The organism is Ruegeria sp. N8 (genome assembly GCF_056531325.1).
In genome coordinates this window covers 1-11,917 of the sequence record NZ_JBQFLQ010000008.1, presented here as the reverse complement: position 1 = coordinate 11,917, position 11,917 = coordinate 1, and the positions used below count along the sequence as shown (strand labels likewise).

At 58.9% G+C, this 11,917-nt stretch carries 16 protein-coding genes; 3 read left to right on the top strand and 13 right to left on the bottom strand.

Annotated elements, in window-relative coordinates:
- Nucleotides 1-2 precede the first annotated feature (2 nt).
- From ACR0C5_RS14990 to phnG, 6 genes are read right to left on the bottom strand one after another with little or no spacing between them, the layout of a single operon-like run.
- Nucleotides 3-407, bottom strand: coding sequence for a VOC family protein (locus tag ACR0C5_RS14990; RefSeq protein WP_214646777.1), 405 nt, complete (start codon nucleotides 405-407; stop codon nucleotides 3-5).
- A complete protein-coding gene (locus ACR0C5_RS14985) occupies nucleotides 404-1,264 on the bottom strand; it encodes an alpha-D-ribose 1-methylphosphonate 5-phosphate C-P-lyase PhnJ (protein WP_480877624.1) in 861 nt (286 codons plus the stop codon). Before ACR0C5_RS14985 ends, ACR0C5_RS14990 begins: the two co-directional genes overlap by 4 nt.
- Entirely contained in the window at nucleotides 1,261-1,857 is a 597-nt protein-coding gene (locus ACR0C5_RS14980) for an HAD family hydrolase (protein ID WP_480877622.1), read from the bottom strand. Before ACR0C5_RS14980 ends, ACR0C5_RS14985 begins: the two co-directional genes overlap by 4 nt.
- The gene (locus tag ACR0C5_RS14975) at nucleotides 1,854-2,945 is read right to left on the bottom strand and encodes a carbon-phosphorus lyase complex subunit (protein WP_480877620.1); all 1,092 of its coding nucleotides are present in this window, start codon (nucleotides 2,943-2,945) and stop codon (nucleotides 1,854-1,856) included. The genes ACR0C5_RS14980 and ACR0C5_RS14975 overlap by 4 nt, the downstream gene beginning before the upstream one ends.
- A gap of 3 nt (nucleotides 2,946-2,948) precedes the next feature.
- Nucleotides 2,949-3,524 carry a phosphonate C-P lyase system protein PhnH gene (gene phnH, locus ACR0C5_RS14970; RefSeq protein ID WP_170790311.1) on the bottom strand — a complete coding sequence of 192 codons (576 nt, stop codon included), beginning with the start codon at nucleotides 3,522-3,524 and terminating at the stop codon, nucleotides 2,949-2,951.
- The gene (gene phnG / locus ACR0C5_RS14965; protein WP_170790310.1) at nucleotides 3,524-3,982 is read right to left on the bottom strand and encodes a phosphonate C-P lyase system protein PhnG; all 459 of its coding nucleotides are present in this window, start codon (nucleotides 3,980-3,982) and stop codon (nucleotides 3,524-3,526) included. The genes phnH and phnG overlap by 1 nt, the downstream gene beginning before the upstream one ends.
- Before the next feature lie 103 nt (nucleotides 3,983-4,085).
- On the opposite strand from phnG, the gene phnF reads away from it, so the two are divergent.
- Nucleotides 4,086-4,796, top strand: a complete 711-nt coding sequence (gene phnF, locus ACR0C5_RS14960; RefSeq protein WP_170790309.1) for a phosphonate metabolism transcriptional regulator PhnF — start codon at nucleotides 4,086-4,088, stop codon at nucleotides 4,794-4,796.
- A 161-nt stretch (nucleotides 4,797-4,957) separates the two neighbouring features.
- Here phnF and ACR0C5_RS14955 read toward each other — a convergent pair whose 3' ends face one another.
- The 5 genes from ACR0C5_RS14955 to phnC form a co-directional block, all read right to left on the bottom strand.
- Nucleotides 4,958-5,572, bottom strand: a complete 615-nt coding sequence (locus ACR0C5_RS14955; RefSeq protein ID WP_170782966.1) for an LbetaH domain-containing protein — start codon at nucleotides 5,570-5,572, stop codon at nucleotides 4,958-4,960.
- A gap of 9 nt (nucleotides 5,573-5,581) precedes the next feature.
- Nucleotides 5,582-6,940: a phosphonate ABC transporter, permease protein PhnE gene (phnE, locus tag ACR0C5_RS14950; protein ID WP_480877617.1), complete on the bottom strand. Its 1,359-nt coding sequence runs from the start codon at nucleotides 6,938-6,940 to the stop codon at nucleotides 5,582-5,584.
- Nucleotides 6,937-7,818, bottom strand: coding sequence for a phosphonate ABC transporter, permease protein PhnE (gene phnE, locus ACR0C5_RS14945; protein WP_480877615.1), 882 nt, complete (start codon nucleotides 7,816-7,818; stop codon nucleotides 6,937-6,939). Before phnE (ACR0C5_RS14945) ends, phnE (ACR0C5_RS14950) begins: the two co-directional genes overlap by 4 nt.
- Nucleotides 7,819-7,887: 69 nt before the next feature.
- A complete protein-coding gene (gene phnD / locus ACR0C5_RS14940; protein ID WP_170790305.1) occupies nucleotides 7,888-8,790 on the bottom strand; it encodes a phosphonate ABC transporter substrate-binding protein in 903 nt (300 codons plus the stop codon).
- Nucleotides 8,791-8,853: 63 nt separating this feature from the next.
- Nucleotides 8,854-9,675 carry a phosphonate ABC transporter ATP-binding protein gene (gene phnC / locus ACR0C5_RS14935; protein ID WP_170769855.1) on the bottom strand — a complete coding sequence of 274 codons (822 nt, stop codon included), beginning with the start codon at nucleotides 9,673-9,675 and terminating at the stop codon, nucleotides 8,854-8,856.
- A 163-nt stretch (nucleotides 9,676-9,838) separates the two neighbouring features.
- On the opposite strand from phnC, the gene rpe reads away from it, so the two are divergent.
- Nucleotides 9,839-10,525 carry a ribulose-phosphate 3-epimerase gene (gene rpe, locus ACR0C5_RS14930; protein WP_170782970.1) on the top strand — a complete coding sequence of 229 codons (687 nt, stop codon included), beginning with the start codon at nucleotides 9,839-9,841 and terminating at the stop codon, nucleotides 10,523-10,525.
- Between the two features lie 114 nt (nucleotides 10,526-10,639).
- On the top strand, nucleotides 10,640-10,858 hold the full coding sequence (locus ACR0C5_RS14925) for a hypothetical protein (protein WP_170769853.1): 219 nt from the start codon (nucleotides 10,640-10,642) through the stop codon (nucleotides 10,856-10,858).
- Nucleotides 10,859-10,911: 53 nt separating this feature from the next.
- Here ACR0C5_RS14925 and ACR0C5_RS14920 read toward each other — a convergent pair whose 3' ends face one another.
- Complete coding sequence (locus ACR0C5_RS14920; RefSeq protein WP_170769852.1) at nucleotides 10,912-11,658, bottom strand: FkbM family methyltransferase; 747 nt, start codon at nucleotides 11,656-11,658, stop codon at nucleotides 10,912-10,914.
- 170 nt (nucleotides 11,659-11,828) lie between these two features.
- Nucleotides 11,829-11,917: EF-Tu C-terminal domain-related protein (locus ACR0C5_RS14915; protein WP_370001509.1), on the bottom strand; the 89-nt coding region annotated here is incomplete at its 5' end.

Sequence of the window (11,917 nt, the reverse complement as noted above, 5' to 3'; positions counted from 1 at the left end):
CTCTACCTCGGGTCATAGGCAAATTCGATCCGATTGCCGCCAGGCTCTTGGATCATGAAATGGATTTTTGGCCCAGCACCCGAAGGTTCGGGGGCAAATTCCACCTGAACGCCGGGCCAGTCTTTCACAGCGGCAAACACCACATCCAAAGACTCGCGCGACGGGATTTTGAACGCCACATGGTGCAACCCGACATTGGCATGACGATCGAAGCCGTGCTGATCTTCGCCCTTTTGCTGCCACAGCGTCAGAACCGCCGAGCCGTTGCTGATAAAGGCCGAGGGGTATTCGGGCCGTCCACCGACCACATCCCAGCCCAGCGCCTCGACAAAGAACGCCTTGGTCGCCTCAAGGTCCGAAACCGTCAGGCCCAGATGATCAATTCCCAGTACGTGTTCACGCATCATGCTGCATCCTCCTTGGCCAAACGCCCTTCGTGCCCCGCAGCGCGGCGTGAGCGGCAGTAATCGGTGTCGGAGCAGACAAACATTCGGTTGCCCGCATCATCCATGATCAACTCGTCCAGATAGCTGTCTTCGGCCCCGCACAGGTCGCAGGGATGGTCTGCCTTGGTCGCCTCGAACGGATAGTCCTCGAAGTCGAGGCTGACGACCTTGGTGTGCGGCGGCACCGCATAGATGCGCTGCTCGCGCCCCGCGCCGAACAGCTGGATCGCTTCCATTTCCAGCTTGGGGTTGTCGAATTTAGGGATCGGAGACGGATCCATCACATAGCGCCCTGACACTTTTACCGGATAGGCGTATGCGGTCGAAATTGCCCCGTGCTGACTAATATCTTCATACAGCTTCACATGCATCAGTCCGTATTCTTCAAGCGCGTGCATCTTGCGCGTTTCCGTCTCACGCGGTTCCAGAAAGCGCAGAGGCTCGGGGATCGGCACCTGATAGACCAGTATCTGATCCTCGGTCAGCTTGGCCTCGGGGATCCGGTGGCGGGTCTGGATGACAGTGGCCTTTTCGGTTTCTTCGGTGGTCGCGACCCCGGCGGTGTTCTCAAAGAACTTACGGATCGAGACCGCGTTAGTCGTGTCATCCGCGCCCTGATCAATCACCTTGAACGTATCATCCGGCGTCAGCGTCGCGGCCGAGACCTGCACCCCGCCGGTGCCCCAGCCATAAGGCATCGGCATCTCGCGGCTGGCAAAGGGCACCTGATATCCAGGTACCGCCAGTCCTTTGAGGATCGCCCGCCGGATCATCCGCTTGGTTTGCTCGTCGAGATAGGCGAAATTGTACTCACTCATAGTATTCCCCTCTCGGACAATTCAGTTTCCAGTGCTTCGGCGCCGACAAAATGAATAGCGTCCATTCCTACAGCACGCGCGCCTTCGACATTGTGCAAACCATCGTCGATGAACACGCAGTTTTGGGGCTGAACAGCGGCCCGTTCGCACAGAAGTCTAAAAATACGCGGATCAGGCTTCATGACGCCTTCCTGACCCGACACCACCAACGTGCCGAACACCTCACCCAACCGGGGATGCACTTTCAGACCCTCTGGCCAGGTTTCGGCCGACCAATTGGTAATAGCGTGGACGGGGGTTCCATTCGCCTTGAGGCGATCGAGGATATCCCAAGTGCCGTTAACCGCGTTCTGAACAGTAAGGGTATATCGCTCCACGTAGGAGGCGAACAGGTTCTGATCCTCTGGGTTCGCCAACTCTTTGGCCATATCCGCGAACCGCTCGCCATTGTCTCCCCGCGCGTTTTTGGCTTTGAACCCGGTGCGTTCGATAAAGGCATGGGCGGCGTCCTCGGACCCCAGATCGTCAACCCAGGCAAGATGGGGGTGCCAATCAACCAATACGCCACCGATATCGAATACAACGACCTTCATTCCGCAGCCTCCTTGGGCGTGATCCGTTCCTCAGCCTCGCGGCGCAGTTTTCGGACCAATTCCAGTTCGGACTGGAAATCCACGTAGTGCGGCAGCTTGATATGTTCCAAGAAACCGGTGGCCTGAATGTTGTCGGCATGGCTTAGGACAAATTCCTCATCCTGCGCGGGCGCGCCCAGATTGTCTTCGCCCAACTCCTCCCACCGCAAGGCGCGGTCGACCAGAGCCATGGCAATGGATTTACGCTCGGATTGACCAAAGACCAAACCATAACCGCGGGTGAACTGAGGTGGTTCGGTTTTTGAGCCCTTGAACTGGTTGACCGTCTCGCATTCGGTCAACTCGACTTCACCGATTTCGATGGCAAAGCCCAGTTCCGGAATATCCATCTCAACCGCGACGCTGCCAATTCGCAGTTCGCCCACGAACGCATGGTTGCGAGCGTATCCGCGTTGCGTGGAATACGCCATACCCAACACGAACCCTTCATCCCCGCGGGTCAGGGATTGCAGACGCAGGGGACGGGTCGAGGGGAACTCCATCGGTTCACGTGTCAGGTCGCCCGGTGTCTCGTCGCTAGTGAGCTCATCCTGAATGATGTCCTCACCCTTGAGGAATTCGGTGATATGTGGCGTTGGCTCGGTGCGCGGCGCGGCTGCGGGCGCAATCGGGTCGCCGCCTTCTGCGGCCAGTTTGAAATCCAGCAAACGATGGGTGTAGTCGAAGGTCGGCCCCAGCACCTGCCCGCCGGGCGCATCCTTGAACGTGGCCGAAATGCGCCGGTCGCAGGCCATATTGCCTGTCGCAACCGGGTTAGTGTACCCAAAGCGCGGCAGCGTCGTGCGGTAGGCTCGGATCAGGAAAATCGCCTCGATCAGATCTCCGCGCGCCTGTTTGATCGCCAGTGCAGCAAGATCAGGGTCATACAGCGACCCTTCCGCCATCACCCGGTTCACTGCAAGGCTTAGTTGTTCGCGGATTTGGGCGACGCTCAGCTCGGCCACGTCCGGCGCGCCTCGGCGCTCTTCGGCCAGCCAGGCATGGGCGTTCTCGATCGCCTTCTCACCCCCTTTGACAGCGACATACATCGGTTACACCTCCGCGCTGATCTGGGTACTGCGCGGCAAGGCCGCTACGGTTGCACCAGATGTGAAAAAGAAATCGCAGCCCAGCGGATAAAGCGCCGCGTTGGCTTGCAGCGCCGGAATATCAGGCAGCGACAGTCGGGCCGTGTCCCGGATTCCCGGTCCTGACAACTGGGCCCCCTGCGCTCTCAGACCATCACACTCCACGATCAGGGTGGCCGAGCGGTCAGGATATTCTGCCGTCCCAATGCGGTATTGCCCGATCGGCAACAGCGCTTGCCACGTACCGACCACGAAGTCGGCCTGCGCTGCATCCGTAAAGGGTGCGCCGGTGTGGAATGTCAGCCACTGCCGCACGGCATCCGTGTCTAACTCTCCGGCCAGACAAACCTTGGTGTCGGGGTCACACAATGTCAGCAGCAACGTGCCCGCCGCAACCGATAGCGGCGCAGGTGGCTGTGCCCCGGCCAGCGTTCTGATCTCACCCGGCCGCGCCATAACGGTCATCGCGGCGCGAAAGGCGTGAGACGATTGAACCGGAGCATTGTCGAATCCACCCGAAAACTGAGCTTGTGCGGTCATCAATCCTCTCCCCGAACCAGCGTGAAGAACTCAACCTTGGTGGCAGCAGCTTTGGCCGCGCGCCGGGTGCGGTCTGCCTGCACACCCTCTGACAAAGGCGCGATCACCTGCGCACGCACGTCATTCGCCGCTGCCGTTTGCATCAACGCGTCAATCAGCGCGGCAGCCTCGGATTTCGGCTTGGACCGGCCCTGGACATAGCCATGCCCGACCGTGCCATCCTCCAACACCACCGAACACCGGGTAACGGTCATTTCCCCCAGGTTGAATGGGGCACCCGTAGCCCCCGCACGACCCCGCACCATAACGCCGCCGATTTCAGGGCGTCGCAGCCATTCAAAGCGCGGAGGCGTGGCATATTTCTGCCAAAGGGCCATTAATGCGTCTTCGGGCGCGCGGGCCAGAAGACCCATCCACGCCCGACGCGCTTCGGTGTTGATTTCTGACAATTCCGTCATCGGACCCTCTTGGATGGGTTGTCTATTTATACTATACAACTAGACAAATATTACACCTCAACGGTACCTTCCGCAATCCACCGGTGCATGAAGATTTGATGACATGAGTAAAACACCCATCTGGAAAAGCATCGCGTTGGCCCTGATCTCAGATATTGCCGAAGGCCGCTATGACACCGGCGACCGACTGCCGACCGAGGCGCAACTGGCCGCCAAGCATGGTGTGAACCGCCATACGGTGCGACGCGCTCTGGCAGACCTGACCGAGCAAGGGCTAGTTCACCCCCGGCGCGGAGCAGGTGTCTTTGTGGCAGCGCGACCCACCGACTATCCGATCGGAAAACGCGTCAGGTACCACCAAAGCATATCGGCCAGCGGAAAAATTCCGGGCAAGAAAATCCTGAGCCTGACAACGCGAACGTCCGATGCGGCCGAGGCCGAGGCCCTGAGTCTGACCCCCGGCGATCCGGTGCACGTCTATGACGGCTTGTCTTTAGCGGATGGTCAGCCGATCGCTCTGTTTCAAAGCGTCTTTCCGGCCAAGCGCCTGCCCAAAATACTGACCGCCTTGTCCGAGACGCAATCCGTGACCAAAGCATTGCAACGCTGTGGGATCGACGACTACACCCGCCACTCCACCCGCCTGACCGCACGCGCCGCGAGCGCAACCCAGGCTTTGCACCTGCGCTTGCCCGAGGGTGCCCCTGTCCTGCATTCGATCGGTATCAACATAGCGCCCGATGGCACACCCATCGAATATGGCCGCACCACATTTGCCGGTGAGCGCGTTACTCTGACACTTGGGGATGATTGAGCCCAAAATGCTCCCGCCCGTCTTCAACCTCCTGCCGGAGGTCTCATCCTGTTGGGCATAGCGCCGCGCAAAGCGCGGCGCCGGGCCCAAGGCCGCCAGCGGGTATCGGCGTAGCCGATGCGTGCGCGGGCGCGGGAGGACCACGCCCACACATGTTGCGGCTACTCGTATTTCTCGAGGAACGCTTCCGCCTGCAGCGACCGGAAATCCGGAAGCGCAGCCCGCAGGCGCGCATTGTCCCAATCCCACCAGGCCAAGGCCAGCATTCGTTCCGCGACGCCAGCGGGGTATCTCGGCCGGATCGGAGCAGCCGTCACACCACCTACAATGGTGTATGGTGTGACATCCTTGGTCACGACCGCACCTGAGGCCACAATCGCACCGTGACCAATTGTGACTTCGGGTTTGATGATCGCAGCATGGCCGACCCATGTGTCATGACCAATCACGGTCATCCGACTGGCGCGATGTTCGAACCAAGCTGCATCATCTTCTACGTCATCCCAATAATCCGCCGAACGATACAGGAAGTGATGCAACGAGGCTTTCTCCATCGGGTGATCCGTTGCACCGACCCGGGTAAAACTGGCGATGTTGGCAAACTTGCCGATCTGTGCGTTCGCGATATCACAGGTCCTGTCACAATATGAATAGTCCCCAAGCTCCACATTGGCCAATCGCGTCCCGGCACCAATTTCGACATACGCGCCGAATGTGCTGTTGGTGATCGCACAATCTGGGTGGATAAACGGTTGATCGGAACTCAGTCGTGCCATGTGATTTCCTTAGCTCGCGGATAACGCGATCTTTGCCTTTTTCCGTTGCGGCTTCGTTTCGCCCTGGATCAATCGGCGGCGCAACCAGCCCGAGAACCAATCCATCAGCATCACCATCAGGATGATCAGAACGATGTAGTAGGCAACCTCTTCCCAGTCTTTCTGGGTGATGATGGCCTGCGTCAGCAACAAGCCGATCCCACCGCCCGTAATCGCACCAATCACAGTGGCGCTGCGCGTGTTGGATTCGAGGAAATAGAGCAACTGGCTGAGCAGCACCGGCGTCACCTGCGGGATCACCCCGAACCGATAACGTTGCGGCGCATTGGCTCCGGTCGATTGGACGCCTTCGATCTGTTTTTGATCCACATTCTCCAGCGCTTCCGAGAAAATCTTGCCGAACGTCCCAGTATCCGTCACCAGAATGGCCAGCGCACCTGTCAGCGGACCGGGGCCGAATGCCCGCGCCAGAACGACGGTCCAGATCAGAGCGTCCACACCGCGCACAAAATCAAACACCCGGCGCGTGAGAAACCGAACCGAACGCAGCGGGTTGAAATTGCGGGTCGCAAGGAAAGCCAGCGGCAGGGCCATTATGCCTGCCCCCAAGGTTCCGAGGAAGGCCATCAGGATCGTCTCGAAAATGGCCCAGGCCACGTCCTGATGGCGCCACATCTTGTTGGTCCAGAAATCTTTCAGGATCGCGCCCGCCTCACCATTTGCGGCCAGCCCTATGAGTTGCGGGAACGACTTGCCATAGTAGGGGCTATCGAGGGTGAAGAAGAACAGCTCCCACCCGTTGAAATAGCGGAACACTTCGGACCGGTTGCGCGTCACGGTCAGTCGACCCGCATCCGTGGTGATCGCCATCCGGTTCTTTGAGACATTGATCCAGTCGGGCACGTCGCCTGCGGGCAGCTCGGCCTGAACGCCCGCCGAACGGGTCGGCGTTGCACGTACTGTACCATATCCGGGGATGTCATATTCCACCGTCTCGGGGCCGAAACGCACAATATGGCCGTCTTCCAAATCAATCACCGTGGTCTCGCCCAGGGCGACCCAATCCGGCGCCTGGCCTTCGGGATATGCCCCCTTGCGCTCACCCTCGATTGCGGCAGAGACTTCGCCAGTGCGATTGTCTCGCTCGATGTGGGTTTTGTAACTGTAGCTGTCAGCCACAAGCGTCTTGCCGTTTTCCCAGTTGGCGCGTCCGGCCAATCCGGGCACGTCGAAAGCGAAAAATACATAGGTCAGATAGACCAGCACCAACGCAGGCAATCCAAAATTGATCAGGCGCTTTCGGCTGAACAGACGATCAGCCTCGGCCTTCAACTCATCAAGGGTGAGGTCAGTGGCCAAGGTGCTCATGTCCGCGCTCCTTTCTCGGATCCGTGGGTCAGGCGATCACGCAGATGGCCCGAGATTTGGTCGACCACAACGATGGTGACGAACAACAGCAAGAAAATCGCGGCAGCCTGATCGTACTTGCCCTGCCCCCAGGACATCGAGTTGCGCAGCTCGTACCCCAGACCGCCTGCGCCGACGAAACCCAGAATGGCCGAGGCGCGAATGTTGATCTCGAACCGCAGCAGCGCGTAGCTGACATAGTTCGGCCCAACCTGCGGGATCACGCCCAGATACATGCGCTGCGACCAGTTCGCGCCGACCGAAGCCAGCCCTTCAACCGGTTTCAGTGAGGCGTTCTCATTCACCTCAGAAAACAACTTGCCCAGCGCGCCGGCCGTATGGATTGCGATGGCGATCATCGCCGGAACCGGGCCGCCACCCAAAATAAAGATCAGGACCAGAGCGATCACGATCTCAGGGATTGCGCGGCAGATATCGGCGATGCGGCGGAACAGAGGGATCAACGCAGGCCAGAGAGCCATTCCACGTGTGGACATCAGCGCCAGGAATGTTCCCGCGATAGTGCCAATCAGTGTGGAAGCTGCGGCGATGTTGATCGTCTCAACCAGCGCCGGGAAGAACTTGACCAGATTGGCAGGCAACGCGTCGATCTTTTCCCAAGCTTCGGACAGCACCTCTGCCGGATAGTCAAAGATACGGTGCCAACCATCTGCGAAACTGCCCGCGTTGCGGTCATCCGCTTTGCGGAACCCGGCGGCCATCAAGGCCACGAAAACGATCAGAAGAATACCACCATAGACCCGCTTGCGTCGTGTCATCTCGGTATAGTCGGCCCGGATCTGGTCGACGGTCAGGGACCCTGCGGTCAGGTCTGTCATGGAATGCTCCTGAGTGGAAAACGGGGCCCGGCTTGGAACACCGGACCCCGGTCTTAGGGGTGTGCAGGCTTAGTTGGACTTCAGCTTGCGTGCTTCGATGATGATCTCATACGCGTCATGCGTGATCGGCTCGAACGCGCGGGCTTCACCGGCGGCAACGCCGTAGAAGCACTCACGGTCTTTCTCAGCCAGACCAGCCATCAGAGCGGTCATTTTCTCTTTTACATCTGCAGGCAGCGCGGTGCGCAGAACAACCGGACCTTCGGGGATCGGCTTGGATTTCCAAATCTGGACCATGTCGTTCATGTCGACCAGACCGGCATCAACAGCGCGACGCAGCGCGCCCGACTGATACCCATCTTCCCAATCGCCCAGGCCGTCAGCCCAAGTTACGCCACCATCGACGTCACCGTTGTTCACGGCAACGATGGTCTGCTCGTGGCCACCGGTGAATTTCACCTCACCGAAATAGTCGCCCGATTCCATGGTGGAACCCGTTGCCGCTGGGATTTCGATCGACGGGATCAGGTAGCCCGAGGTCGAGTTCGGATCGCCAAAACCAAAGGTCTTGCCCTTCATGTCCTCCAGCGAGGTGATGCCGCTGTCTTTGCGCGCAAAACCGATCGAGAAATAGCCATAACCGCCATCGGTGTTGACCTTGACCAGAACCGGCTCGACCGCTTCGGGATCAGACAAGTAGGTTTTCGCATAACCCGAAGCACCCAGCCACGCCATGTCGATGGTGCCGCCCAGTAGGCCCTGGATCACGCCGTCATAGTCAGCCGGTGCAAACAGTTTGGTTTCAACACCCAGTGTTTCCTCGGTGTATTCGCGCAGGCATTCGTTGTTGTTCAGACGGTCCTGAGCGTTTTCACCGCCCAGAATGCCGATGCGGAATTCGTTGATATCCGCGGCTAGGGCCGGCGCGGCCATTGCAGTTGTGGCCACCAGGGCTGCCATCAGTTTTTTCATCTGTCTCTCTCCGGTTTGATATGCCGGCCTTTCATCGGCCGGTCGATGAAAGGGGTGGTTGGCTTAGATGGTTGCTTCCGCTTCCATCAGGGCCTTCTGAGTCGCATCCAGCGTCTCAATCTCGGTCGATGTCGCCTCTTCCGAGAAGCTGGCATCAGCGCCATAGATCTCGCGGGCGACGCCGGTTGTCAGTTGCTCAGGCAGGCCGTCGAACACGATGCGACCGTCACGCATACCGACAACGCGGTCGCAATAGCGACGAGCCGTATCCAGCGTGTGTAGGTTGGCGATTACTGTGCGGCCGTCTTCTTCATGGATGCGGCGCAGCGCCTGCATGACGACCTGCGCATTCATCGGGTCCAGCGAGGCAATGGGTTCGTCCGCCAGAATGATGCTTGGATCCTGCATCAGCGCGCGCGCAATGGCGACCCGCTGTTGCTGCCCACCTGAAAGTGCCTCGGCCCGTTTGGGTGCGTGCTCTGCAATGCCCAGACGGTCAAGAATGTCGATGGCGCGGTGAATTTCCTCCATCGGAAACAGGTTGAACATGGTCGCCAATGTCGAATGGCGGTTCAGCGTACCATGCAGCACGTTCGACACCACATCCATGCGCGGCACCAGATTGAACTGTTGGAAGATCATCGCGCAATCGGCCTGCCAGGCACGCTTGTCGCGGCCCTTCAGCTTGGTGACATCACGTCCTTGGAAAGTGATCTCGCCTTCGCTGGCGTCCGTCAGGCGGTTGATCATCCGCAGCAAGGTCGATTTCCCTGCACCAGAACGACCGATGATCCCGATCATGCAAGGTTTGTCCACGTCCAGCGTGGCCCGGTCCACGGCGATATTGTCGCCAAAGCGCTTGGTCAGTTTTTCGATACGCAGCACGTGCCACCCCCAATACATGTTGGCGGTCAGCTACAGATCCTGCTCAACGAATATGTGTCAGGGCAGTGAAAGTTTTGTAACGGCGCAAAATGCGCGGGGGCTACCCTTTGTAGGACGTCGGCGGTATATGCGACGATGACTCTACTGATGACATGAGGCCGCCATGAGCTTTGACCGCACCATCAAGATCGCACCGTCGATCCTCTCCGCCGATTTCGCCAATTTCGGGGCCGAGATTCAGGCCATCGAAGCCCAGGGCGCCGATTGGGTCCATGTGGATGTGATGGACGGTCATTTCGTACCTAACCTGACCTTCGGCCCTCCGGCGGTCAAAGCGTTCCGACCGCATGTGAAAACGGTGATGGATGTCCATCTGATGATCACTCCGGTCGATCCTTACATTCAGGCCTATGCCGATGCCGGAGCCGACATCCTGACCGCGCACATTGAGGCAGGGCCGCACACTCACCGAACCCTGCAAGCGATCCGCGCTGCTGGCATGAAGGCTGGTGTTGCCCTGAACCCCGGCACCCCGGCCGAGGCGGTCGAACACCTGTTAGACCTGACTGATCTGGTTTGTGTGATGACCGTGAACCCCGGTTTTGGCGGGCAGAAATTCATCGACATGACCGACAAGGTCCGCCGTCTGCGCCAGATGATCGGCGACCGCCCCATCCATATTGAGATCGACGGCGGCGTCGATCCAAACACCGCCCCACTGGTCGCGGCGGCCGGTGCAGACGTTCTGGTCGCAGGGTCGGCTGTGTTCAAAGGCGGATCAGTCTCGACCCCCGAAGTATATGGCGAGAACATCCGCACCGTGCGCGCCGCCGCAGAAACAGCACTTTAACGCCTTCGGGCCATGCACCTGCTGCACTGCGGCTATGTCTGATCTCAGCTACCTAATCGCATAAGCTGCGGTTAGGATTCGGACCATATGAATTCAAACCTATGGCGTGTTTCCATGTCCAAACCCTCCTCACCCCGCCCGTACAGCTTTAACCCCGTTGGCCTGACCGGGCGCTTGCCGCATAGACTGCGCACGGCACTGCTCAAGCTGTCCAAGGCCCGTTCTTCGGTTCGGCGCATCCGGGCCTATTGGGTCATGAGCGATCAGGACCTGCGCGCACGCAGCTTGAAACGCGAAGACATCATCCGACTGGTTCTGGCGGACGTGATCTAAACGCAGCCCCATTAAAGGTGGTTTGAGGCGCAGGGCTCAGGAGCATCCCTGCGCTATTTGGCTTTGCTTGTCATCCGGGACAGCTTTGCGTCCCGATAGTCAAATTTCGCGCTGCGATAGGGCGCAAAGATCGCGTCGCAATCCGTGGCATCTGGTGATGGAGGCCGAGTGAAATCGTGCAGTTCGAAGCCCTGCTCGGCCATCACCGCCACGAAGTCACTGAACCTATAACCACCCTGGTATCGCCGCCGAACCGAGACCTCGGCCAGAACAAAGGCGCAGTTTTCAAGCATTTCGCTCGCGCCCTTGATCACCTCAATCTCGAACCCTTCAGTATCGATCTTCAGGCCAAAAGGCCCATCGTAAGAACGCGCAATCTCATCCAAAGTGCGGACGGGCACCTGTCTTTCCTCTATGCCCGACGTATGCGCACTGGCGGCTTCGTCAAAGGCCATCATCGTGGCGCGCGTTCCCAACACTCGGCCAGCAACTGTCGGTATATGAAGGGTCGTCTGCCCGTTTTCCGCGCCAACGCCGCAGGCATGGAAGTCGAAATCAATTTTGTCGCCCCAATTCTTGCGCAGCTTAATTTCATAGTCCGCGATCGGCTCGACCAGAACAAATTTCGCCTTTGGAAAGGCCTCATACAGATGAGAGGTGCCCGACGCGACGCCAACATCGAAAATAGTGGCGGCCTCAAAGCCCAGGCTTGCGATATAGTCCCCGCTCTCTCTATTGACCGATACTTGATAGCCCCGACGTTTCAGACGCCGAGCCAATCGAATTTCGATGTCATCCATAGGTGAATTCTCCGTTGGCGCGCCTAACACAGTCGGCGAAGCAGTCGAGCTAAAGAAACATCGCTTTGCCACAAGCACAACGAAAAAGGCCGCCCCCTGTGGAACGGCCTTCTTTAATTCAACATTTAGGCCCGAGATTATTCGACGAATAATCTCAGCACCTTTACCGATTACTCAGTGATTTTCGACACAACGCCGGCGCCGACGGTGCGGCCGCCTTCGCGGATCGCGAAGCGCAGGCCCTGCTCCATCGCGATCG